The organism is Streptomyces sp. BK79 (assembly GCF_044142145.1).
Classification (GTDB): Bacteria; Actinomycetota; Actinomycetes; order Streptomycetales; family Streptomycetaceae; genus Streptomyces.
Window position 1 is genome coordinate 106,203 of sequence record NZ_JBHVOC010000019.1, and the last position, 23,064, is coordinate 129,266.

Genomic DNA, 23,064 nt, shown 5'->3' on the forward strand with positions numbered 1-23,064 from the left:
AGGCGTCAGGTCGGGCGCTCGGCCGGGCGGCCGGTCGGGGCGCCGCTGTCGGCAGTATCGGCCTTGTGGCGGCGAAGGTCACGCGCGAGGACGTCTCGGGCGCGCCCCGGCCCCCGCCCTTGGGGGAGGGGTCGGCGCCGCGGCCGTCAGCGGGCGTCGCCGCGGGCGGGCTCGGTGGAGAAGGCGCGGGAGCTGGGGACGAGGGCGGCGGCGGCAGGTGCCGCGAAGCAGATCACCGCACAGGCGGTGAGGACCTCCCCGGCGCCGAAGGTGTCGATGGCGGGGGCGATGACGGCGAGTCCGACCGGGGCGAGGCCGTAGGAGAGCAGGAAGTCCAGGGAGGAGACCCGGGCGAGTTTGTCCGGGGCGACTTCCCGCTGGGCGGCGGTGAACCACGGCACGTTGAACAGCTCGATGCCGATGCCCGCGACGGCGTAGGCGGCCATCACGACCACCGGGTGCACGGGGAAGACGAGGCTGAGCGGGGCGAATCCGTAGGCGGCGAGGCCCGCCAGGGCGGCCCGGCCGGGGGAGCGGGGGCGCCAGCGGGCGATGAGCAGCGCACCGCCCAGCGCCCCCGCGGTGTAGGCGGTCATCGCGCCCGCGAGGACGACCTCGGTGCCGTACTCGTCGCGGCTGACCAGGGGGAGGGCGACGCCGGTCGCGGAGTAGCCGGTGGCTATGACGGCGGTCAGCGCGCCAAGGCCCGCGAGGAACCACGGGTGCCTGCGGGCCTCGCGGACGCCCTCGGCGAACTCGGCCAGGAAGGACGCCCTGCCCGTCCCGGCCGTGGGGTCCGAGGGGGCGTGCGCGGCCCCCCGCCGTGCGCCGCGTCCGGGAACGCAGGCCGCCGCCAGCCAGAGGAGCCCGATGCCCACCAGCAGGGCCCGGGTGTCCAGGAAGACGGCGAGCAGCGCGGCCAGGGAGGGTCCCACGAGTGTGGTGACCCGCACCGCCAGCGTCATGGCGGCGTTGGCCTGCTGCCTGCGGCCGGCGTCCACCACCTCGGCGGTCAGGGCCTGGTAGGCGGGCCGGCAGGCGCCCTGGCCGGCTCCGGCCACGGCGGCGCCCGCCGCCATCAGCAGTACCGAGCGGTCCAGGCCGACGGCGATCACCGGTGCCGCGGCCCCGGCGGCGAGCCCCGCCCACAGCACCACGCCCCGGCGGGAGTGCCGGTCGGCCAGTACCCCGGCCACGGGCACCGCCGCGAGGAAGCCCGCGGTGCGGGCCGCGAGGAGCAGACCGAGACCGGTGGCCGTGAGGGTCCGGTCCAGGACCGCGAGGCCGAGCACGAACGGCAGCGCCCAGGTGGCCAGCCCCGAGGCGGTGGCGCCCGTCCAGAGGCGGAGGAAGGCCAGGTCGAGCAGGATCGAGCGCTGCTCGGCGGGGGGCGGTCCGGCGGAGGTGGGAGGGGCGGAGGGGGTGGGCACGAGGGAACGCTCCTGTTCTGGTGGGGGCGGCGGATCGGACGGAAACCGGTCGCAACGTCCATGCCTGGCAGGGGTGTTGTGCGACGGAGTGGCCGTGGCGCGCGGAGGGCGGCGCGGCATCGACGTCACACTATCGCAGTGATAATCATTTCCATTAGAGTGCTGTCGGCCATCGGGTCCCGATGTGCGGGGGGTTGTGTGCTGCGCCGGACCCGCATGCTAGGTTTTCGTACATGAAAATGATTTCCATTAACGAGGGGGAGTGAAGGTGCCGCTCGTGCCCGCGCCCTCGATCTCCGCACCCCCGGCCGACGGGGACGCGGCCGAACCGGCCGCGGTGCGAGGCCGGTTCGCCTCCCGGAAGGCACTGCTGCTGGGCTGCGCGGTGCTGGCCGCCGTCCTGCTCGTGTCCGTCGTCGTCGCCATCGGGCTCGGCCCCGCGGTCGTCACCCCGGGGGAGACCGCTCGCCATCTGTGGGCGGCTCTCAGCGGCGGGCGCATCGGCCCGGACGAGGTGACGACGTATCAGATCATCTGGCAGATCCGTACGCCGCGCGTGCTGCTGGCGGCACTGGTGGGGGCCGGGCTGAGCGCGGTCGGAGTGGCGATCCAGGCCATGGTGCGCAACGCGCTGGCGGACCCCTTCGTGCTCGGTGTCTCCTCGGGCGCCTCCGTCGGCGCCGTCGGCGTCACGGTCACCGGAGGGTTCGCGGCCCTCGGCATCTACGCCGTCTCCGCCGGCGCCTTCATCGGCGCGCTGGTCGCCTCGCTCCTGGTGTACGCCGCCTCCGCGAGTCGGGGCGCGCTGTCACCGCTGCGGCTCGTCCTGACGGGCGTCGCCATGTCGCTGGGCTTCCAGGCTGTCATGAGCCTGATCATCTACTTCGCCCCGGACAGCGAGGCGACGAGCATGGTCCTGTACTGGACCATGGGCAGTTTCGGTGCCGCGACCTGGGGCGCGCTGCCCGTGGTCTCCTTCGTGGTGCTGGCCGGACTCGCGGTCCTGTACCGGTACGGGCGGGCCCTGGACGTCCTCTCCCTGGGCGACGAGACCGCCGCGAGCCTCGGCTTCGATCCCGACCGGAACCGCCGGGTGCTGCTGGTGCTCGTCTCGCTCGTCACGGGCGTCATGGTCGCCGTCAGCGGCGCCATCGCCTTCGTCGGACTCGTCATGCCGCATGTGGTGCGCATGGTCGTCGGTGCCACGCACGCCCGCGTGCTCGCCGTGGCCCCACTGGTCGGGGCGATCTTCATGGTGTGGGTCGATCTGGCGGCGCGCACCCTGGTCGCCCCGCGCGAGCTGCCGCTCGGGGTCATCACCGCGCTCGTCGGGGTGCCCGTCTTCATCACCCTGATGCGGCGCAGGGGCTACACCTTCGGAGGGCGCTGACGTGGACCTGAGACTTGATGAGATCTCCGTGGTCACGGACGGCAGGAGTCTCGTGCGGGGACTGTCCCTGGAGGTGCCGAAGGGCCAGGTCGTGGGGCTCGTTGGACCCAATGGGAGCGGCAAGTCCACCGCGCTGCGGTGCGTGTACCGGGCACTGCGTCCCAGCTCCGGAACCGTCTGGGTGGGCGAGCGGGACCTGACCCGGCTCCCGATGCGCGACAGCGCACGGACCATCGCGGCGATGACCCAGGACGGTGGCGTCGACTTCGACTTCACGGTCGAGGAGGTCGTCGCGCTCGGACGCGCGCCCCATCTGCGCGGCAACCAGGCGCTCAGTGGCCGGGAACGCGAGCTGTGCGCACGGGCGATGGAGCAGCTCGACATCGGACACCTCGCGCACCGGGGCGTCATGACGCTGTCGGGCGGCGAGCGCCAGCGCGTCCTGCTCGCCCGCGCGCTCGTCCAGGAACCGGCGATCCTCGTCCTGGACGAGCCGACCAATCACCTGGACGTCCGCCACCAGGTCGACCTCCTCTCGCTCCTGCGCGGGTCCGGGCTCACCGTCCTCGTCGTCCTGCACGACCTCAACCTCGCCGCGGCGGCCTGCGACCGGCTCGGCGTGCTCTCGCAGGGCCGCCTGGTCGCCTCCGGCACGCCCGCGGAGGTGCTCACGCCACAGCTCGTCGGGGACGTCTTCGGCGTCCGGGCCAGCGTCGTTCCCCACCCGCTGACCGGCGATCCCCAGCTCCTGTACACGCTCCACCCCACCCGCTGAAAGGCTGTTCACGCATGCGTTCAACCCCCACTCCCGTCACGGCCCGCCGGACCGTCGCTCTCGGCTCCGCCCTGGCGGTGGCACTGGTGCTCGCCGGATGCGGTGCCGAGGTCGAATCGGAGGCCGAGGAGTCCGGCAAGGTCACCGTCAAGCGCTGCGGTGAACCGGTGGAGTACACGGTGCCCGAGCGGGCCGTCGCCTACGAGGGCGGCAGCGCGGACAAGCTGTTCGCCCTCGGTCTGACCGAGCACGTGCACGGCTATGTGATGCCTCCCGCGAACCCGCCGGTGAGTGAGTCCCCGTGGGCGTCCGAGTACGCGAAGGTGAAGATGCTCAGCGACGACCTCCTGAACAAGGAGGTCGTGGTCGAGGCCGAGTCCGACTTCGTCGTGGCCGGCTGGAACTCCGGCTTCAAGGACGAGCGGGGCATCACGCCCGAGATCCTGGACAAGCTCGGCATCCAGAGCTTCATGCACACCGAGAGCTGCTTCAACTACCCCGGCCACCCCGAGAAGATGAGCCCCTTCCAGGCTCTCTACACCGACCTCGAACGACTGGGGAAGATCTTCCGGGTCGAGGAGAAGGCCACGGAGGTCGTGAGCGGTCTGAAGAAGCGCGTGGAGGAGGTCGAGGCCAAGGCCCCGAAGGGTGACCCGGTGCCCGTCTTCCTCTACGACTCCGGCACCGACCAGCCGTTCACCGCGGGCAACCAGGTGCCCCCCAACGACATCATCAGGACGGCGGGCGGCAAGAACGTCTTCGACGGCCTAGACGAGCGCTGGACCCAGGTCAACTGGGAATCCGTGGCCGAGACCGAGCCCGAGGTCATCGTCATCCTCGACTACGGCGACCTGCCCGCCGCGAAGAAGATCGACTTCCTGAAGAAGTCCCCCCACACCAGAGAACTCCCGGCCGTGAAGAAGAACAACTTCTTCGTCCTCGACTACAACGAGGGCATCAGCGGCCCCCGCAACATCGACGGCCTGGAGAAGTTCGCCGCCTACCTGCGCGAACTGAAGGGCTGAGTCTCCCCCCGCCACGGCCCCTCCGGCAGGCGTGAACGCCCGCCGGACAGGCCGCACTCCGGCGCGGCCACGCGCCGTCCCGTCCCACCGTGTGACAAGGAAAGGACCCCATGGACATGGCCCGTGACCCGATCGGCCAGGCTCTCCTGGAGCAGTTGCCCCCGCCCCTGCCCGCCGACCGGATCATCGCCCTCAACCAGCCCAAGGCGGATCTGCACACCACGCGTTCCTACGAGTGGAACGGCTGGACGTTCGACGTCCCGCCCGGCGTCTTCATACCCGGCTGGACCAGCCGTCTGATCCACGAGCGGGTGCTCGACGGCCGTATCGAGACCCGCGGGCTCCGGTACGCCGCCATGGGCGTCGGCCTGGGCGTCGAGGCCGTCGCGGCGGGTGTCCGGGGCGCCCGGGAGATCCACGCGCTCGACGTCCACCCGCAGAGCGTGGCCGCCGCCACCGGGCACTACCGGCGCCTGGTCGGCGAGCGTCCGGACACCGCGTTCCTCCCCGCGGTGAGCGACGTCTTCGACGCTCTCCCCGAGGGGGTTCAACTGGACGTCGTCACCTTCAACCCGCCCGCCGTCAGCCAGACCGTCAGCGACGACCCGGACGTCGTACGCAACGTCTGCGTGGGCGCGCCGCTGCTGGCGAAGTTCTTCGCCCAGATCGCGGAGAAGGACCTGCTGGCCCCCGGCGGCGAGATCTACGTCATCGCCTCCAACACCGCCGACCTGCGGGCCCTGGCCCAGCACGCCCTGGACCACGGACTCAGCCCTCACATCGACCACCTCCACGACTGGCGGGACGGCGTGCTGACCTTCCTCTTCCGCATCACCCACGACGAGTCCCGCACCGGAGGACAGCGATGAAGAACACCGAGGAACTGTTCGCCGCCGTCCTGGCGGGCGAGCACGGCCCCCACCCCGCCGACCTCGTCGCCACCAGCGTGTTCTGGGTGCACCACGGCACCCGGCTGGCCGGCGGGAACACCACCTACCTCAACCAGTACGTCCTCGTCCGCCTGGGCGACTCCTTCGGCGGCTGCGCCTTCGAGGCGGGCGAGGTCGACCCGTCCCTGTGCCGCGACGCCTCCGGCGCTCCCGTCGGCACACTGCTGCGCGAGGCGCCGAGGCCGCTGCGGATCGCCGCGCTCGACGCCTACCTCGGCTCGGTCCGCCCGCACCGGGAGGCGGCCGAGGCGGAACCGGTCACCCTGCCCGCCGGGACACCGGAGACCCGGGCGCTGGCCCGGGACGCGGCCATCGCCGGGCTCCTGGACATCGATGCCGGGGCCAAGGTCGGTCTGATCGGCGTGGTCAACCCGCTCGTCGCGGCCATCCGCGAGCGCGGCGGCGACCCCCTGCTCTGCGACTTCAACCTGCGCACCACCCAGTGGGGCGACCCGGTCACCGACGACATGCACGAGATCCTCGACACCGCCGACGCCGTCGTGGCCACGGGCATGACGCTGAGCAACGGGAGCTTCGACACCGTCCTGGCCCGCTGCCGCGAACGCGGCGTGCCTCTGGTGGTCTACGCCCAGACCGGCAGCGCCGTGGCGCGCGCCTTCCTCGGACAGGGCGTGACCGCCCTGTCCGCGGAGCCCTTCCCCTTCTCCCAGTTCAGCGCCGAACCCACCACCCTGTACCGCTACCGGGTGGCGGCCGACGCATGACGGCCGCCACCCGCCGGCCGGAGGCCGCAGCCCGTCGCACGGAGGGCACCGGACGCGCCGCCTGCCATCACGGCGAGATCCTGCAGGGCGTCTTCCGCGACGAGCGGCGTCGCCCCGTCCACGCACTGGTCACGCTGCCGATGCACGGACCGGGCAGCACCGCCCGGTTCGCGCACCGGCCCGGCAGCGCGCCGGACGAGGTGACGGTGACGCCCGCCGGCCGCACCAAGGCACGGGCGGCGGCCGTCCTCGCGGTACGGGAGTGCGCCGCGCGCCGTGGCGCGGAGCCCTGCGGCGGGGAACTGACCCTCGCCGGGGACCTTCCCCTCGGCCTCGGCATGGGCTCGTCCACCAGCGACGTCATCGCCACCGTGCGGGCGGTCGCCGACTCCTGGGGCGTACCGCTGCCCTCGGAGACGATCGCCCGGATCGCGGTGCGCGCCGAAGGCGCCAGCGACCCCCTGATGCACGGTTCCCGCCCTCTGCTCTTCGCTCAGCGTGAGGGCCGGGTCCTCGAAGTGCTGGGTGCCGCGCTGCCGCCCGCCGTGGTGGTGGGGTGCGTCCTCGCAGGGGGAGCACCGGTCGACACCCTCTCCCTCCCCGCCCTCCACCACGACGACGACCTCGCGGCCTACGGGCACCTGCTCCGCATGCTCCGCCGGGCGGTGACCACCGCCGACACCGCCCTGCTCGGCCGGGTCGGCACCGCCAGTGCCCGCCTGCGTCAACGCCACTTGCGGCACCAGGAGTTCGAGTCCCTCACCGGCATCGCCGACGGCACGGGCGCGGCCGGGGTGCAGATCGCCCACAGCGGCAACGTCGCCGGCCTCCTCTTCGACCCCCGCACTCCCGGCCTGCACGACAGACTGCGCCGCTGCACCCGTGCCCTGGACCGCGAGGGCATCACCCCTACCCGGACCTTCACCACCTTCGCGTCCCCCCTCAGCGAGGAGTTCCCGTGGACGAACACATCTCGGAAGCCATCGGCCGCCCGGACCTGATACGCCTCGACGACGGCCTTCTCTGCCTGCGCTTCGAGACCATGAAGGTCGTCTCCGCCCTGGCCGCCGTACGCCACCTGCTCGACACCGGAGCCGTACGGCGCGGCGACACCCTCGTCGACAGCTCCAGCGGCATCTACGCCTACGCACTCGCCCTGGCCTGCCACCGCTACGGCATGCGCTGCCACATCGTCGGCTCCACCACCGTCGACCACACCCTGCACACCCAGCTCGACATACTCGGAGCCCACCTGGAGCAGATGCCGCCCAGCAGCAGCCTCAAGCTCGACCAGAACCGCCGGGTCGCCCGCGTCCGCGAAATCCTGCGCGCCCACCCGGACTACCACTGGATGCGCCAGTACCACGACGACGTCCACTACCTCGGCTACGAAGCCGTCGCCGAACAGATCCACGACCGGACCGGTGGCGACTCCCTCACCTTGGTCGGTGGCGTCGGCTCCGGCGCCTCCACCGGCGCCCTCGCCCACTACCTGAGGAAACGTTCCGTCGACGTACGCCTCGTGGGCGTCCAGCCGTACGGGAGTGTCACCTTCGGCAGTGAGCACGTCGCCGACCCGGAGATCATCATCGCCGGGATCGGCAGCTCCATCCCCTTCGGCAACGTCCGCCACGAGCTCTACGACGTCGTGCACTGGCTCGCCTTCGACGCCGCCCTCGCCGGCGGCGTCGACCTGCTGCGCCGGCACGCCGTGTTCGCGGGCCTGTCCACCGGCGCCGCCTACCTCGCCGCCCGGTGGGAACGCCGCCAAGAGCCCCGCCGCACCGCCCTGTTCATCGCCGCCGACACCGGCCACCGCTACGTCGACACCGTGTTCGCCCGGCACCGGGAGGCCGCCCGGATCGAGGACCTGGCCCCCCGGGCGGTGGGGCGCACGGACGACCTCACCCTCCCCTGGTCACGTATGAGCTGGGACGGGTCACCCGCGCCGGAGGGGGCGCTCCTCGGGTAGGCCGCCGCCGGGCAGGGGGCGTCACACACGTCCGGTCCGGCCGCTCACGCCGGCTGCCAGATCCGGGACAGGGCCGTGGGGGTGAGCACCTCCTCGGGCCTGCCCTGCCCGGCCAGTCGTCCCTCGCTGAGGAGCAGACAGGCGTCGGCCGAGCGGGCGGCCTCCAGGTCGTGCGTGGCCTGCACGACGGTGGTGCCGTCGGCGACCAGGTCCGTCAGCAGCGCCGTGATCCGCTCGCGGGCCTCGGGATCGAGCCCGGTGGTCGGCTCGTCCAGGAGCAGCAGGTCGGACTGCTGGGCGAGGCCCTGGGCGATCAGGACGCGCTGACGCTGCCCACCGGACAACTCGCCCAGCTGGCGGGCGGCTAGGCCGGCGACGCCCAGTCGTTCCATGGCGGAGTCGACCACCGCCCGGTCCTGCCGGGTCAGCCGCCGCCACGGCCCCCGCTCCTCCCAGCGGCCCATCTCCACGGTCTGGCGTGCCGTGAGGGGGAGTGCGTCGCCGACGGCGCCGCGCTGCGGGACGAAGGCCGGCGGGCGGCCCCGCGCGTACAGGAGGCGCCCGGATGTGGCGTCGATCACGCCGGCGAGGACGCCGAGCAGAGTGGACTTCCCGCTGCCGTTCGGCCCGACGAGCGCCGTCATGGCCAAAGAAGGTATGTGCGCGCTGAGTTGACGGAGCACCGGTCGGCCTGGGTAGCCCGCGTCCAGGTCGTCGAAACGGACGCGCTCGCCCTTCGGGGTGTCGGCGGTCCGCATCCGGGGAGGTTTGTTGAACATGATTGTCATTGTAGGGTCTTCGTATGGAGTGGTTGACGGCCCCCTTCGAGGTGGCCTTCGTGCAGCGTGCCCTGTGGGCCGGGATCCTGGTGTCGGCGATATGCGCCCTCGCGGGGACGTGGGTGGTGCTGAGGGGGATGGCCTTCCTCGGTGACGCCATGTCCCACGGACTCCTGCCGGGCGTCGCGGTCGCCGCGCTGCTCGGGGGCAACCTGCTGGTGGGGGCGGTGGTGAGCGCGGCCGTCATGACGGCCGGCGTCACCGCCCTCGGTCGTACTCCGCGACTGTCCCAGGACACCGGCATCGGCCTGCTCTTCGTCGGCATGCTGTCCCTCGGCGTCATCGTCGTGTCGCGCTCCCAGTCGTTCGCCGTCGACCTCACCGGGTTCCTCTTCGGCGACGTCCTCGCCGTGCGGGAGAGCGACCTGGTCCTCCTCGGGGCGGCGCTGCTGCTGGCACTGGTCGTCTCGGCGCTCGGTCACCGCGCCTTCCTGGCCCTCGCGTTCGACGAGCGCAAGGCCCGGACACTCGGCCTGCGTCCCCGGACGGCGCACGCCGTGCTGCTCGGCCTGCTGGCCCTGGCCATCGTCGCCTCCTTCCACATCGTCGGCACACTGCTCGTCCTCGGCCTGCTCATCGCACCGCCGGCGGCGGCCCTGCCCTGGGCGCGCGGCGTGCGCGGCGTCATGGTCCTCGCCGCGGCCCTCGGCGCGACGGCCACCTTCGGCGGGCTGCTGCTCTCCTGGCATCTGAGCACCGCGGCCGGCGCCACCGTCTCGGCCCTCGCGGTCAGCCTCTTCTTCCTGTCCCACCTGGCGTCCGGGATCCGGCACCGGCGTCGCGCGCGCCGCGACGGTCTCCCCGCCGACGCGGGCCCCTTCACCCCACACGCCCCCACGATCCGACCGAACGAAACCTGAGGCGATCTCCTTGTTCGTCCGAAGAAACGTCACATCCCTGATGCCGGCGCTGCTGTCCGTGGTCCTGCTGACCGCGGGCTGCGCGGGCCAGGACGGCGCCAAGTCCGACCCTGAGAAGCCTTCTTCCTCCGCCACCCCCCACGGCTACGTCGCGGGTGCCACCGAGGCCGCCGAGCAGCAGTCCCGGCTCCTGCTCAGCGACCCCGGCACCGGCGGCACGCGAGTGCTGGACCTGATCACCGGCGAGGTCCACGACACCGCGCGCAAGGCCGGCGTCACCCAACTCACCACCGACGGCCGCTTCGGCTACCTCCACGGCACGGAGGGCACCCACGTTCTCGACACCGGTGCCTGGACGGTCGACCACGGAGACCATGTGCACTACTACAGCGCGAAGATCCAGGAGGTGGGCGGACTCCCGGGCGGCACCGGCACGAGCGTCCGCGGAGACGCGGGCGTCACCGTCGTCACCGCAACGGACGGTCAGGCGGGCGTACACCTCCGCGCCGACCTGGAGAAGGGCACCCTCGGCACCCCCGACCGGCTTCCGGGCACCTACGCCGGTCCCGTCGTGCCGTACGCGGACCACCTGGTCGCCCTCACGCGCGACGGCGACGCTCCCGCGAAGGCCGTCGTGCTCGACCGGTCCGGCAAGCGCGTCGCCACCCCCGAGTCCGCGTGCGAGGACCCGAAGGGCGACGCGGTCACCCGGCGAGGGGTCGTCCTCGGCTGCGCCGACGGCGCCCTGCTCGTCCACGAGGACGACGGCACCTTCACCGCCGAGAAGATCCCCTACGGCGAGGACGTGCCGCGGACGGAGCGGGCCGCGGAGTTCCGGCACCGCCCGGGCAGCGCCACGCTCACCGCACCCGCGGGCAAGGACGCCGTCTGGGTCCTGGACGTCACCGAGCGTGCCTGGACCCGGGTGGAGACCGGCCCCGTGGTCGCCGCCAACACCGCCGGTGAAGGCTCCCCGCTCGTCGTCCTGGAGAACGACGGAGCCCTGCACGGCTACGACATGTCCACCGGAAAGGAGACCACGGTCACCGACCGTCTGCTGAAGGACGTCCCCGAGGCCGCCACCGGCGAAGCCGCGGCACCGGTGATCGAGGTCGACCGCAGCCGGGCCTACCTCAACGATCCCGCGGGCAGGCGCGTCTACGAGATCGACTACAACGACGACCTCCGTGTCGCCCGCACCTTCGACCTGGACATCCGGCCCGCCCTGATGGTGGAGACGGGCCGATGAGGGTGCGGGTGGGGGCGGCGAAGGTGCGCGCCCTGGTGCTGACCCTGGTCAGCTTCTTCGTTCTCGCCGCAGCGGCGACCGGCTGCGCGAGCGGCGACGGCGACCGGCCCCGGGTCGTGGTGACGACCAACATCCTCGGCGACATCACCCGGGAGATCGTCGGGGACGAGGCGGAGGTCAGCGTGCTGATGAAGCCCAACGCCGACCCGCACTCCTTCGGCCTGTCGGCCGTCCAGGCCGCCGAGCTGGAGCACGCGGACCTGGTCGTCCACAACGGCCTGGGCCTGGAGGAGAACGTACTGCGGCACGTGGCGGCGGCCCGCGCGTCGGGCGTGGCCACGTTCGCGGCCGGTGAGGCGGCCGATCCCCTCACCTTCCACGCCGGCGAGGAGGGCGGTCCCGACGACGAGGCCGGCGAACCCGACCCGCACTTCTGGACCGACCCCGACCGCGTCCGCAAGGCGGCCGGCCTGATCGCCGACCACGTCGTGGAACACGTCGACGGCGTGGACGAGAAGGCAGTCCGGGACAACGCCGAACGCTACGACCGCCAACTCGCCGACCTCACCGCCTGGATGGAGAAGTCCTTCGCCGCCGTGCCCGAGGACCGGCGCGCCCTGGTCACCAACCACCACGTCTTCGGCTACCTCGCCGACCGCTTCGGCTTCCGCGTGATCGGCGCGGTCATCCCCAGCGGCACGACACTCGCCTCACCCAGCTCCTCCGACCTGCGCTCCCTGACCCAGGCCATGGAGAAGGCCAAGGTGCGCACCGTCTTCGCCGACGTCTCCCGGCCCACCCGGCTCGCCGAGGTCCTGCGCCGGGAAATGGGCGGCGACGTGGACGTGGTCCCGCTGTACTCCGAGTCGCTGACCGAGAAGGGCAAGGGCGCCGACACCTACCTCGACATGATGCGCGCCAACACCTCGGCCATGACCGAGGGCCTCACCGCCGGCTGACCGGCTTCCCCCGAGGACCGGCGTAGCGACCGCCGGCCGCCCCCACCACCCGAACCCGAGCCCTGAGGGCCGGAGAGGACACACCCACCATGAACAGGCCGACACGCGCCAGAATGCTCACGGGCACCGCCCTCGCGCTGACGACGTCCCTGGCGCTGACCGCCTGCGGCGGCGGCGACGGCGCCTCGTCCGGCGCCGAGCCGAAGAAGCAGACGAAGGGCAGCGCGGCCACCGCGGTCGAGAACCCGCTGGTGGCCTCGTACGACGGAGGACTGTACGTCCTCGACGGCGAGACCCTCGAGCTGGCCGAGACCGTCGAGCTGCCCGGTTTCAACCGGGTCAACCCGGCGGGCGACGAGGACCACGTCATCGTCTCCACCGACAGCGGATTCCGCGTGTTCGACGCGGCCCGGCAGACCTTCACGGACGCCGAGTTCAAGGGTGCCAAGCCCGGTCACGTCGTGCGGCACGGTGGCAGGACGGCCCTGTTCACCGACGGCACGGGCGAGGTGAACGTCTTCGATCCCGCGGACCTGGCCGGCGGGAAGCAGCCGGAGGGCCGCACCTACACCTCCGCCGAGCCCCACCACGGCGTCGCCATCGAACTGGCCGGCGGCGAACTCGTCACCACCCTGGGCACCGAGGAGAAGCGCACCGGCGCCCTCGTCCTGGACGAGAACGACAAGGAGATCGCGCGGGCCGAGAACTGCCCGGGCGTGCACGGCGAGGCCGCCGCCCGGGACGACGTGGTCGGTCTCGGCTGCGAGGACGGCGTACTGCTCTACAAGGACGGCGCGTTCACCAAGGTCGACGCCCCCGACGACTACGCCCGCACCGGCAACCAGGCCGGCAGCGACGTCTCCCCGATCCTCCTGGGCGACTACAAGACCGACCCCGAGGCGGAGCTGGAGCGGCCGACCCGCATATCGCTGATCGACACCCGCACGGCGAAGATGAAGCTGGTCGACCTCGGCACCAGCTACTCCTTCCGCTCGCTCGGCCGCGGCCCGCACGGCGAGGCCCTGGTGCTCGGCACCAACGGTGTCCTCCACGTCATCGACCCGGAGACCGGGAAGGTGGAGAAGAGGATCGAGGCGGTCGGCGACTGGACGGAGCCCCTGGACTGGCAGCAGCCCAGGCCCACCCTGTTCGTCCGTGACCACACGGCGTACGTCTCCGAACCGGGCGAGCGCCGGCTGCACGCCTTCGACCTGGACTCGGGCGAGAAGCTGACGTCCGTGACGCTGCCGAAGGCCACCAACGAACTGTCCGGGACGGTGGACGGTCACTGACCGGCCCCTCCGGTGGCCCGGCCGGGGCGCAGAGGAGTGTCCGTCCCCACAGCCACTCCCTCGCCCCGGCCGGGCGGCCCGTCATGCCCTCAGTGACGGGCCGCCTCGGGGCTGCGCCGTACGCCGACGACGGCGAGCAGGGCGCCGAGCACACACAGGACGCCGGAGACCAGCACGGCGGTGTGGACGCCGTTCATGAACGCCTGGTGGCTGCCCTCGACGACCGCGGACGCGAACGAGGCGGGCATGTCGCCCGAGACCGGGGCGACCCCCATGGCCACCGCGTCCTTCGCCTCGGACAGGCCGTGGGCCGCGTCGGCGGGCACGCCGGAGGAGGTCAGCTCCCCGGTCAGGGTCGAGCCGACCCGGCTGCTGATGAGGGAGACCAGGACGGACGTGCCGAGCGCGCCGCCGACCTGGAGCGCGGTGGCCTGCAGACCACCGGCGACGCCGCCGTCCCTGACCGGCGCGTTGCCGACGATCGCGTCCGAGGAGGACGCCATCACCATGCCGACGCCGAGGCCGAGCGCGATGAACGGCGGCCACATGGCGGTGTACGAGGAGTGCGCGTCCCAGCCCAGCATCGCGAAGCAGGCGACGGCCTGGAGCGCCATGCCGAGCGGCATCGTCAGACGCGGGCCGAACTTGTCGGTGAGCGCGGCGCCCAGCGGGGAGGCGACCACGGAGGCGAGGCTGAGCGGCAGGGTGCGCACGCCGGCCTCGACCGGGCTGAAGCCCCGCACGTTCTGCAGGTACAGCATCACGAAGAAGATCACGCCGAGCAGGATGAAGAAGTTCAGGGCGGTGATGACGGTGCCGATGGTCAGCGCCGGGTTGCGGAAGAGGCGCATGGGCAGCAGCGGGTGCGCCACCCGGGTCTCGTACCAGCCGAACAGCAGCAGGACCACGATGCCCGCGCCGATGGCGCCCAGGGTGCCGGCCGAGGTCCAGCCCCAGGTCTCGCCCTTGACGACACCGAAGACGACGGCGAGCAGACCGAGCGCGAGCAGCACGACGCCGGGTATGTCGAACTTCTCCCGCGCCGCCGAGGTGTTCTTGCTCTGCGGCAGGACCGCCATGCTGAAGGCGAGCGCGATGACGCCGATGGGGGCGTTGATGTAGAAGACCGACTCCCAGTTGACGTGCTCGACCAGCAGGCCGCCCACGATCGGGCCGAGGGCTGTCGAGACCGACGACACCATGGCCCAGATGCCCACGGCCATGCCGAACTTCTTCGGCGGGAACACCGCGCGCAGCATGCCGAGGGTGTTGGGCATCAGCAGAGCCCCGAAGAAGCCCTGGAGGGCGCGGAAGGCGATGACGCCCTCGATGGACCCCGCCAGGCCGATGGCGACGGAGGCGAGCGTGAAGCCGGCGACGCCGACCAGGTAGAAGGTCCGGCGGCCGAAGCGGTCGCCGAGCTTGCCGCCGAGGATGAGGGCGGCGGCGAGGGCCAGGAGGTAGGCGTTGGTGACCCACTGGAGGTCGGCGGTGGACGCGTTCAGGTCGCGGCCGATCTCCGGGTTGGCGATCGACACGACGGAGCCGTCCAGGCCGACCATGAACAGGCCGAAGGCGACGGCGAGCAGGGTCAGCCACGGGTTGGCCCGGCGGCCGCGCGGCTCGGCGGCGGGCGCCGGACCGGTCTGCGGGGACGGTGAGTTCAAGACCTCGGAGGGCATGGGAGTGTGAGTCCTTGTTCAGGCAAAGGTGCAGGTGACAGTGGACGGCGGCGCGCGTCCGCGCAGGATGGCCGGCCGTGTCGGCGCGGGTGCGGCCGGACACGGCTCGGGCGGTGCGGGGAGCGAGGGGCAGGAAGGCGGGATCAGCCGACGGCGGGCTGAAGGCGCTCGTTCCGTGCGTGCAGTGAGGACAGCGCCGAGCCGAGGGCGTCGAGTTCGCCGTCGGTCAGGGCCCGGCGCCGCGCGGGCAGGCATGCCACGGGCCCGGAGGCTACGTGGTCGATGTCCTGGGCGGACGCGCTGGTCTCGGGCATGCCGACCACTGTAGGGCCGTAGATATAGCTATGTCAAGATAGCTATATGTGAGGCGGGGGTGGAGGCGGTGAGTGGGTATATTGACATACCTATATGTGCCTACCTATAATGCGGACCATGCCCGAGCCCAGCCGACCCGATCCGGACATCGACCACGTGGCCACCGGTCTCGTGGCGTTGCTGCCCGCCCTGGCTCGGGCCATGGAGCGGCAGATCGGTCCGGAGTTCGACCGGCCCAAGCCGTCCGAGGCGCAGATCGCGCTGCTCCGCCACGTCGAGGCGAACGACGGGGCCACGGTGCGCAGGGCGGCGGAAGCCCTGCTGATGAAGCCCAACAACGTCAGCGCACTGGTGACCCAGCTGACCGAGCAGGGCCTGCTGGAGCGCCGTCAGGACCCCGCCGACAAACGCGTCGCGCACCTCCATCTCACGCCCACCGCGCGCAAGCAGCTCGCCGAGGTGCAGCACCTGATGAGCGGCCTCCTCGTCCGGGCGCTGCGCACGATGTCCGTGAGCGAGGTGGACGCCCTCGGCTCGGCGCTGAACGCGCTCCGTTCGCTGAACGACCGTATGCATCCCGCCCGTTCGACGCCGTGAGCGCCGGCTGTCACATCCGGCGGGCGGCCCACGTCCGGCGTGCCGCGTGGGCGACGGCTCCGGCGGCCAGTACCGCGGCGCCGAGGGCCACCGACGCGAGCGGCAGGGCGAAGGCCAGCGCGAGGCAGCCGGCCAGTCCGACGGCGGGGACCGCGCGCGGCGGGCGGCCCTCGCTCGGACGCAGGGTCCAGGCCGAGGCGTTGGCGACGGCGTAGTAGGCGAGCACTCCGAACGACGAGAACCCGATGGCGTCCCGCACGTCCGCCGTGGCCGCGACCACGGCCACCACGGCGCCGACGGCCAGTTCCGCGCGGTGCGGCACCTGGAAGCGGGGGTGGACCGCGGCCAGCGCGTGCGGCAGGTGCCGGTCGCGGGCCATCGCCAGCGTGGTGCGGGACACGCCGAGGATCAGGGCGAGGAGTGAGCCGAGCGCGGCCACGGCGGCACCGGTCCGCACGACCGGCGCGAGCCAGCCGGCGCCCGCCGCCTTCGCCGCGTCGGACAGGGGTGCCGCGGAGTCGGCCAGCCCTCGCGGGCCGAGCACCGTCAGCACGGCGACGGCGACGACGGCGTAGACGACCAGGGTGATGCCGAGGGCGAGCGGGATCGCCCGGGGGATCGTCCGGGCGGGGTCGCGGACCTCCTCCCCGAGGGTGGCGACGCGCGCGTACCCGGCGAAGGCGAAGAACAGCAGGCCCGCCGCCTGGAGCACCCCGCCGAACGAGGCGTCCGGGCCGATGTCCAGCCGGGCCGCGTCCGACTCGGCCGAGGTGAGGGCGGCGGCGGCCACGGCCGCGAGCACGGCCAGGACGACCGCGACGATCGCGCGGGTGAGGAGCGCGGACTTGCGCACCCCGGCGTAGTTCACGGCCGTCAGCGCCACCACCGCCGCGACCGCTACCGCGTGTGCCTGGCCGGGCCACACGTAGGAGCCGACGGTGAGCGCCATCGCCGCGCAGGAAGCGGTCTTGCCGACCACGAATGCCCAGCCGGCGAGGTAGCCCCAGAAGTCGCCCAGGCGTTCACGGCCGTAGACGTAGGTGCCGCCGGAGGCCGGGTAGCGGGCGGCCAGCCGGGCCGAGGACGTTGCGTTGCAGTACGCGACCACGGCGGCCAGGGCCAGGCCGAGCAGCAGCCCGGAGCCGGCCGCGCGCGCCGCCGGGCCGAGCGCGGCGAAGATGCCCGCGCCGATCATCGATCCGAGGCCGATCACCACGGCGTCGGGCACGCCGAGCCCGCGCCGCAGTTCGGCCGGTCTGCCGACGGGGGGTGACGGCTTGCTCATGGGCGCTCTCCTCGGCGGGCCGGGGGACCCGTTCCTGACGGTCTCGGACATCAGGAGACGATAGAGGAGCCGCCGCACCGGTCCCGTGGCCGCCGGCTGAACGGCGTGTGGCAAGAGGTGCCCGCGCGCCGTGGTTCTCTACGGGGAAGGGTGCGGCGGCCGGTCCTGTGTGGACGGGACCTCGTAAGGCGTGATCCATTTTCTTACGCGAATTCGCACGCGGTCAACGAGGGCCCGCAAAAGCAAGTATGACAATGTGACAGTGTGACTCTCCTGTGATAGCCTGCCGATATCGGTGAAAACCGACTGGTAGCTTGGCAGTTGTGCTTCGGGGGAAGCTGGCGAGGACGGCCGGTATGCGCGGGCTCCTCCATGTTCTCAGTGAGACAGGGTGAGCAAGCTTGTATGACGACCAGTTCGCCGATGTATACGATCGGGTCTATTGCGCCCTCTACGACTATGCCGAGCACGCCGAGTTGATCGGCGCTCTGGCTCGACGGCATGTCGACAGTCCCAGAACCCTGCTGGACGTGGGGTGTGGCACGGGCGAACATTTGAGATACCTCGCCAAGCAATTCTCGGTGACCGGTGTCGACCTCTCCGAATCCATGGTCCGGGTGGCCCGCCGGAAGCTCGCTGACATCGCGGTTCATCAGGCCGACATGCGGGATTTCGACCTCGGTCGGACCTTCGACGTCGTGTGTTCGATGTACAGCTCGGTCGGATACCTGGGCGGTCCCGAGGAGTTGCGGGCGGCCACGGCGCGCATGGCGGCCCACGTGGCCCCGGGCGGGGTGCTCGTCGTCGAACCCTGGATTCTCCGGGAGAAGTGGAACGGCGGGGTTCTGGCGCACGCCACCGTCGAGCACGAGGGCATGACCATCTCCCGGATGGGTCACTGGCGCACCGAGGGTGCCCGCTCCCGGGTCGACATGCACTATCTGGTCTCCGAGCCGGACGGCGTGCGTCATTTCGTCGACCGTCAGGACCTCGCCCTGTACTCCCTGGAGGAGTACCAGGAGGCCTTCGCCCGGGCCGGTATGGAGGCCACGCTGCTGCCGGCGGGCCGCGCGGACCGGGGGGTCTTCGTGGCCGTGCACCGGACCGGGGCGCAGCGCGGCTGACCCGCCTCTTCTCCCGACCCGCGACGGGCGGGATCCGCACCGCCGGGTCCGCCCGGGGGAGAGGCGTGCCCCTCGTCGCGAGACGCCCGCCGACGCCGGCGCCGGCCGCCGCGAATCCCTTTTGCAAAACCTTGACGAAACGCTTGCGATTGGTAGAGCATCACGGTGGGTCACCGGGGTGCAGGAGTGTTATCGCCAGTCGGCACGGAGTGCCGGCATGCGCGAAACCGAGAAGTGTGAGTAACCGGGTGCTTTGACCGCCGGGGCGAGTTGTGTCATGGACAGGGGACGCTCGCGGTCAACAGGGGGAACACGGGAGAGAGATGTTGGTCGAACGTGCACGCATACTTTCCGAACTAGGCGAACTCATACGGTGTGTCCATAGCGGCCGGGGTGGCGTCGCCGTCATCACCGGACCCGTCGCCGTAGGTAAAACAGAATTGACGCATTCGCTGGCCGAGATTGCCGAAGAAGGCGGACTGAAAGTCCTTCGAGCGCGCATGTGCAGGCCCGGCAGTCAGGGTCACCGGGAATTATTCGAGCAGCTCACCGACAGTCTGCGCCCAGAAGCCCGGCGAAGTGCCGGGATGTTCGCCGGCGAAAAGCCCGACGCCGTCGACGACACGCACCCGGTCCCCGGCCGGGCCGTCGCGCCGAGCCCGGTGCGGGCCGCCGAGGAGATCGCCCGGCACTCCCACCGGTCACCGCTGCTCGTCGTCATCGACGACCTGCACCACGCCGACCCCGACTCCCTCGACGGCATCCTCCACCTGGTCCGGATCTGCCGCACGGCCCGCATCATGATGGTGCTCGTCGCATCCGACTCCTCCTACGAGCACATGCCCCTGTTCCACGCCGAGTTGCTCCGCGCCCCCCACTACCGGCGCGTCCGCCTGCGCCCGCTGTCCCGCGTCGGCGTCGCCGAGGTCGTGGCCGACAGTCTGGGCCCCGAAGTCGCCGACCGGGCCGCCGCCGACTACTACCGCTACAGCGGCGGCAACCCGCTGGCACTGCGGGCCCTCATCCAGGAATGGTCCTCCACCCGGTTCATCGACGAGGCCGGCCCCGAGACCGCCCGGGGCGGTGTGCTCACGCCCGGCAAGGCGTCCGCGCTGGCCGTCTTCACCTCGCTGCACCGCAGCGGTCCGCAGGCCATGGCGGTGGCCCGGGGCATCGCCCTGCTGGGCCCGGCGGCCGGCCTCGACCCGCTGTGCCAGCTCCTGGGAAGCACCCCCGAGGACGTCACCCGACAACTGCAGGACCTGGAAGCGGCCGGCGTGCTGGGCGGGTTCGGCTTCCGCCACCCGGGCGTCGCCCAGGTCGTGCTCGCCGACCCGGAGTTCCACGGGATCAGGGAACTGCACCAGGAGGCGGCCGCCCTGCTGGAGGCGGACGGACACAGCTCGCTCCAGGTGGCCCGCCACCTGATCGCAGCCGACATCGTTGCCGAACCCTGGACCATCCCCGTACTGCGGGAGTCGGCCAGGGAAGCGGTCGGCCACAACGACTGGGACTTCGCCCTCAAGTGCCTCCAGCTCGCGCTGCGCGGAGCCCTCACCGACGAGGAGAGAGGCCTCGTCGTCAGCGAGTTCCTCCGCGTCGGATGGCGGCAGAACCCCGCCCGCGTCACCAAGTACTTCCAGGAGTGCTTCGAGCTCCAGCAGAAGGGCCACGTCCCGGACGCCGAGACGCTCACCCTGCTGACGATCTTCCTGTGGCACGGGCACGTCGAGGACGCGGTGACCATGCTGCTGGACGTGGCCGACCGGTGTGCCGACGGCCCGCTCCGCACCGAGATCCAGCACTTCCTGGACTGGGCCCGGCTCAGCCACCCCGGCCTGCTGGACCGGATCCGCCGGGCCGACGAGCACCTGCTGAACCGGCTCCTGGAAACCTCCGCGACCTCGCTGCGCCCGCTCACCTCCCTCTCCCTGGCCCTGTGCGAGACGGGCCACGCCAACGTCCCCGCCACCGCCCAGGAGGTCCTGGCCGACCGGCGACTGACCGGTGACACCGCGGGAGCGGTCCTGCAGGCCCTGCTCTACGCGGGGGAGCCGGGTCCCGCCGAGCGCTGGGTCGCCCGGGCCGTCCAGGAGCCCGGACGGCTCGCCACCCCCCTGGCCCGCGGCATGCACCAGGCGGTCTGCGCCGAGATCGCCCGGCGGCGCGGTGACCTGCCGGGCGCACAGCAACTGGCCGAGCGGGCCCTCACCCACCTGGCCCCGCGCGCCTGGGGCGTCGCCCTCGGACTGCCCCTGAGCGTCCTCGTCGCCGTGCACACCGCCCGGGGCGACACGGAACGCGCCGCGGAGCACCTGTCGTGGAGCGTGCACCCGGAGATGTACCAGACGCTGTACGGCCTGCACTACCTCCAGGCCCGCGGCCGTCACCACCTGGCCGTCGGCCAATACCCGGCCGCACAGCGGGACTTCCGGGCCTGCGAGGACCGCGTCCGCTCCTGGGGACTGGCCCCGCCCGTCCTCGCGCCCTGGCGGCTCGGCCAAGCCGAGGCGGCCCTCGCCCTCGGCGACCGGGGCGAGGCCCGCCGCGTGACCGAGAGCGAACTGCACCAGGCCCGGGGCCGTCACCCGCACCTGCGCGGCGCGCACCTGCGCGTGTACGCCAGGCTGGTGGACCGCAGCCGTCGGCGCGACGTGCTCACCGACGCGGCCGAGCTGGTCGCCGACGGGCGCGACCGGTACCAGCACTTCCTGGTACTGACCGACCTCAGCCGTGCCCACCAGGAGGCCGACGACACGGCGAGGGCACGCGTCACCGGTCAGCAGGCCTGGCACAGCGCGGTGCGCTGCGGCGCCGAACGCCTGGCCCGGACGCTCCTGCCGGAGAGCGCCGTCACCGCCGCCGACGAGCCGGCGGCCGTCCCCGACCAGCGGCTGAACACCGCCATGCTCAGCGAGGCGGAGCTGCGCGTCGCGGAACTGGCCGCGGCCGGCGAGACCAACCGGGAGATCTCCGGAAAGCTGTTCATCACCGTCAGCACCGTGGAACAGCATCTCACCCGGGTCTACCGCAAACTGGGCCTGTCCGGACGGGCCGATCTGCGGGCCTGCCTGGCCACCGAGCCCGGGGTCGGCGCGGGAATCCCCGAACACTGCGCGCCGGGCGGCTGACCGGGCGCGCCCGGGCCCGGCCCGCCACGTAGGGGGCCGGGGAGCCGGGTAGGGGTTGGCCGCCGCCCCGACCGTGCGTAGCGTCCCGAATGCCCCGGGGAGGGCCGCCGCCCGTCGCCGCGCGGTCCGACGCACGCCCGGCTCAGCCGCCCACTGCAGAGGTGATCGACCATGGCAACCGCTCCCCGCCTCGCCGCCCCCAGCGCCAAGGGGCAGCTCTCCTTCGGCGAGTGGCACACCTGGTACCGGGTCACCGGCGACCTGGGCAGCGGCCGCCCCGCCCTCGTCGTCGTCCACGGCGGCCCCGGATCCACCCATGACTACCTGCTGCGGATCGCCGAACTGGCCGAGGACGGCTGGCCCGTCGTCCACTACGACCAGCTCGGCAACGGCGGCTCCACCCACCTGCCGCACAAGGGCGCCGACTTCTGGACCGTACGGCTCTTCCAGGACGAACTCGCCAACCTCCTGCGGAGCCTGGGCATCGCCGACGACTACGTGCTCTTCGGCCACTCCTGGGGCGGGCTGCTGGCCGCCCGGCACGCCGCCGAGCGCCCCGCGGGGCTGCGGGGCCTGGTCATCGCCAACTCACCGGCCTCCTACCCGCTGTGGCTGAGCGAGATGAAGGTGCTCAGGGCGCGGCTCCCGGCGGGCACCGACGACACCCTGCGACGCCACGAGGAGGCCGGCACCACCGACAGCGAGGAGTACCGGGAGGCCGTCAAGGTCTTCTACGCCCGCCATGTGTGCCGGCTGCGGCCGTGGCCGCGTGAGTTCATGGCGTCGTTCTACGAGATCGCCAACGACCCCACCGTGTACCACACCATGAACGGCCCCAACGAGTTCCATGTGATCGGGACCCTCAAGGACTGGTCGGTGGTGGAACACTGTTCCGCCATCGCGGCGCCCACCCTGCTCATCTCGGGCCGGCACGACGAAGCCACCCCCGTGACGGTGCGGCCCTACGCCGAGCACATTCCGGATGTCCGCTGGGAATTGTTCGAGGAATCCAGTCATCAGCCGCACCTGGAAGAGCCGGAGCGTTTCCGGGCCGTACTCGGGGATTTCCTCGCGAGTGTTTCGGCGCAGCCGCCCGGCGCGGGGCGATGACCTGAGGGACACGCACGACGACCGGGCCGGAACCCCTCGGGGCTCCGGCCCGGTCCGTGTCCCCGGCGCGGTTCTCAGGCGGCCGACGCGTCGAGCCCGCGGAGGGTCAGCCACAGCCGCTCCGGCGTCGCGAACGTCGACAGGGTCAGCGCCTCGTCGACGAACCGCAGGTCGTAGGCGTGCTCCAAGTCGCTCAGCAACTCCACCGTGGCCAGCGAGTCCAGGCCCAGGTCCCGCAGCGCGGTGCTCGCGGTCAGCTCCTCGTCATGGCCCAGGAACGGCAGGTGCCTGCGCACGATCGCTTCGAACTTCTCGTCCCACATGGTGTCTCCGCATCCGAGAAATGGCTTGTAG

General features: G+C 72.2%; 21 protein-coding genes. 15 read left to right on the forward strand and 6 right to left on the reverse strand.

Going from position 1 to position 23,064, the window contains the following annotated elements; genetic code table 11:
- Window positions 1–146: 146 nt before the first annotated feature.
- Window positions 147–1,430: an MFS transporter gene (locus ACFIF2_RS23680; RefSeq protein ID WP_395575228.1), complete on the reverse strand. Its 1,284-nt coding sequence runs from the start codon at window positions 1,428–1,430 to the stop codon at window positions 147–149.
- A gap of 370 nt (window positions 1,431–1,800) precedes the next feature.
- Between ACFIF2_RS23680 and ACFIF2_RS23685 the strand changes: the two genes are divergently transcribed.
- The 7 genes from ACFIF2_RS23685 (at window position 1,801) to ACFIF2_RS23715 (ending at window position 8,267) form a co-directional block, all read left to right on the forward strand.
- Window positions 1,801–2,820, forward strand: a complete 1,020-nt coding sequence (locus ACFIF2_RS23685; RefSeq protein ID WP_395575265.1) for a FecCD family ABC transporter permease — start codon at window positions 1,801–1,803, stop codon at window positions 2,818–2,820.
- 1 nt (window position 2,821) lies between these two features.
- Complete coding sequence (locus ACFIF2_RS23690; RefSeq protein WP_395575229.1) at window positions 2,822–3,595, forward strand: ABC transporter ATP-binding protein; 774 nt, start codon at window positions 2,822–2,824, stop codon at window positions 3,593–3,595.
- Window positions 3,596–3,609: 14 nt separating this feature from the next.
- Window positions 3,610–4,620 (forward strand): ABC transporter substrate-binding protein, encoded by a 1,011-nt coding sequence (locus ACFIF2_RS23695; protein WP_395575230.1) that lies wholly within the window; start codon window positions 3,610–3,612, stop codon window positions 4,618–4,620.
- Between the two features lie 110 nt (window positions 4,621–4,730).
- Complete coding sequence (locus ACFIF2_RS23700) at window positions 4,731–5,489, forward strand: methyltransferase (RefSeq protein ID WP_395575231.1); 759 nt, start codon at window positions 4,731–4,733, stop codon at window positions 5,487–5,489.
- On the forward strand, window positions 5,486–6,295 hold the full coding sequence (locus tag ACFIF2_RS23705; protein ID WP_395575232.1) for a Rossmann-like domain-containing protein: 810 nt from the start codon (window positions 5,486–5,488) through the stop codon (window positions 6,293–6,295). Before ACFIF2_RS23700 ends, ACFIF2_RS23705 begins: the two co-directional genes overlap by 4 nt.
- On the forward strand, window positions 6,292–7,296 hold the full coding sequence (locus ACFIF2_RS23710; RefSeq protein ID WP_395575233.1) for a GHMP kinase: 1,005 nt from the start codon (window positions 6,292–6,294) through the stop codon (window positions 7,294–7,296). Before ACFIF2_RS23705 ends, ACFIF2_RS23710 begins: the two co-directional genes overlap by 4 nt.
- Window positions 7,254–8,267 carry a pyridoxal-phosphate dependent enzyme gene (locus tag ACFIF2_RS23715; RefSeq protein WP_395575234.1) on the forward strand — a complete coding sequence of 338 codons (1,014 nt, stop codon included), beginning with the start codon at window positions 7,254–7,256 and terminating at the stop codon, window positions 8,265–8,267. Before ACFIF2_RS23710 ends, ACFIF2_RS23715 begins: the two co-directional genes overlap by 43 nt.
- 44 nt (window positions 8,268–8,311) lie before the next feature.
- Here ACFIF2_RS23715 and aztA read toward each other — a convergent pair whose 3' ends face one another.
- On the reverse strand, window positions 8,312–9,055 hold the full coding sequence (gene aztA / locus ACFIF2_RS23720) for a zinc ABC transporter ATP-binding protein AztA (RefSeq protein ID WP_395575235.1): 744 nt from the start codon (window positions 9,053–9,055) through the stop codon (window positions 8,312–8,314).
- A gap of 14 nt (window positions 9,056–9,069) precedes the next feature.
- Between aztA and aztB the strand changes: the two genes are divergently transcribed.
- The 4 genes from aztB (at window position 9,070) to aztD (ending at window position 13,466) form a co-directional block, all read left to right on the forward strand.
- Window positions 9,070–9,966, forward strand: coding sequence for a zinc ABC transporter permease AztB (gene aztB, locus ACFIF2_RS23725; protein ID WP_395575236.1), 897 nt, complete (start codon window positions 9,070–9,072; stop codon window positions 9,964–9,966).
- 10 nt (window positions 9,967–9,976) lie between these two features.
- Entirely contained in the window at window positions 9,977–11,215 is a 1,239-nt protein-coding gene (locus ACFIF2_RS23730) for a hypothetical protein (protein WP_395575237.1), read from the forward strand.
- A complete protein-coding gene (gene aztC, locus ACFIF2_RS23735) occupies window positions 11,212–12,174 on the forward strand; it encodes a zinc ABC transporter substrate-binding protein AztC (RefSeq protein WP_395575238.1) in 963 nt (320 codons plus the stop codon). Before ACFIF2_RS23730 ends, aztC begins: the two co-directional genes overlap by 4 nt.
- Before the next feature lie 89 nt (window positions 12,175–12,263).
- Window positions 12,264–13,466, forward strand: a complete 1,203-nt coding sequence (gene aztD / locus ACFIF2_RS23740) for a zinc metallochaperone AztD (RefSeq protein WP_395575239.1) — start codon at window positions 12,264–12,266, stop codon at window positions 13,464–13,466.
- Window positions 13,467–13,555: 89 nt separating this feature from the next.
- Here aztD and ACFIF2_RS23745 read toward each other — a convergent pair whose 3' ends face one another.
- Both ACFIF2_RS23745 and ACFIF2_RS23750 read right to left on the reverse strand, forming a co-directional pair.
- Window positions 13,556–15,148: an MFS transporter gene (locus ACFIF2_RS23745; RefSeq protein WP_395575240.1), complete on the reverse strand. Its 1,593-nt coding sequence runs from the start codon at window positions 15,146–15,148 to the stop codon at window positions 13,556–13,558.
- A 143-nt stretch (window positions 15,149–15,291) separates the two neighbouring features.
- Window positions 15,292–15,462, reverse strand: coding sequence for a hypothetical protein (locus tag ACFIF2_RS23750; protein ID WP_395575241.1), 171 nt, complete (start codon window positions 15,460–15,462; stop codon window positions 15,292–15,294).
- A gap of 118 nt (window positions 15,463–15,580) precedes the next feature.
- Here ACFIF2_RS23750 and ACFIF2_RS23755 point away from each other — a divergent pair, with 118 nt between their 5' ends.
- Window positions 15,581–16,060: a MarR family winged helix-turn-helix transcriptional regulator gene (locus tag ACFIF2_RS23755; protein ID WP_395575242.1), complete on the forward strand. Its 480-nt coding sequence runs from the start codon at window positions 15,581–15,583 to the stop codon at window positions 16,058–16,060.
- A gap of 10 nt (window positions 16,061–16,070) precedes the next feature.
- Here ACFIF2_RS23755 and ACFIF2_RS23760 read toward each other — a convergent pair whose 3' ends face one another.
- Window positions 16,071–17,345 carry an APC family permease gene (locus tag ACFIF2_RS23760; RefSeq protein ID WP_395575243.1) on the reverse strand — a complete coding sequence of 425 codons (1,275 nt, stop codon included), beginning with the start codon at window positions 17,343–17,345 and terminating at the stop codon, window positions 16,071–16,073.
- A 401-nt stretch (window positions 17,346–17,746) separates the two neighbouring features.
- Between ACFIF2_RS23760 and ACFIF2_RS23765 the strand changes: the two genes are divergently transcribed.
- The 3 genes from ACFIF2_RS23765 (at window position 17,747) to ACFIF2_RS23775 (ending at window position 22,710) form a co-directional block, all read left to right on the forward strand.
- Window positions 17,747–18,469, forward strand: a complete 723-nt coding sequence (locus ACFIF2_RS23765) for a class I SAM-dependent DNA methyltransferase (RefSeq protein WP_395575244.1) — start codon at window positions 17,747–17,749, stop codon at window positions 18,467–18,469.
- A gap of 323 nt (window positions 18,470–18,792) precedes the next feature.
- Window positions 18,793–21,600 carry an AAA family ATPase gene (locus ACFIF2_RS23770; protein WP_395575245.1) on the forward strand — a complete coding sequence of 936 codons (2,808 nt, stop codon included), beginning with the start codon at window positions 18,793–18,795 and terminating at the stop codon, window positions 21,598–21,600.
- Between the two features lie 171 nt (window positions 21,601–21,771).
- A complete protein-coding gene (locus ACFIF2_RS23775; protein ID WP_395575246.1) occupies window positions 21,772–22,710 on the forward strand; it encodes a proline iminopeptidase-family hydrolase in 939 nt (312 codons plus the stop codon).
- Between the two features lie 74 nt (window positions 22,711–22,784).
- Here the strand turns inward: ACFIF2_RS23775 and ACFIF2_RS23780 are convergent, their stop codons facing one another.
- Window positions 22,785–23,033, reverse strand: a complete 249-nt coding sequence (locus ACFIF2_RS23780) for a phosphopantetheine-binding protein (RefSeq protein WP_395575247.1) — start codon at window positions 23,031–23,033, stop codon at window positions 22,785–22,787.
- Window positions 23,034–23,064 lie beyond the last annotated feature (31 nt).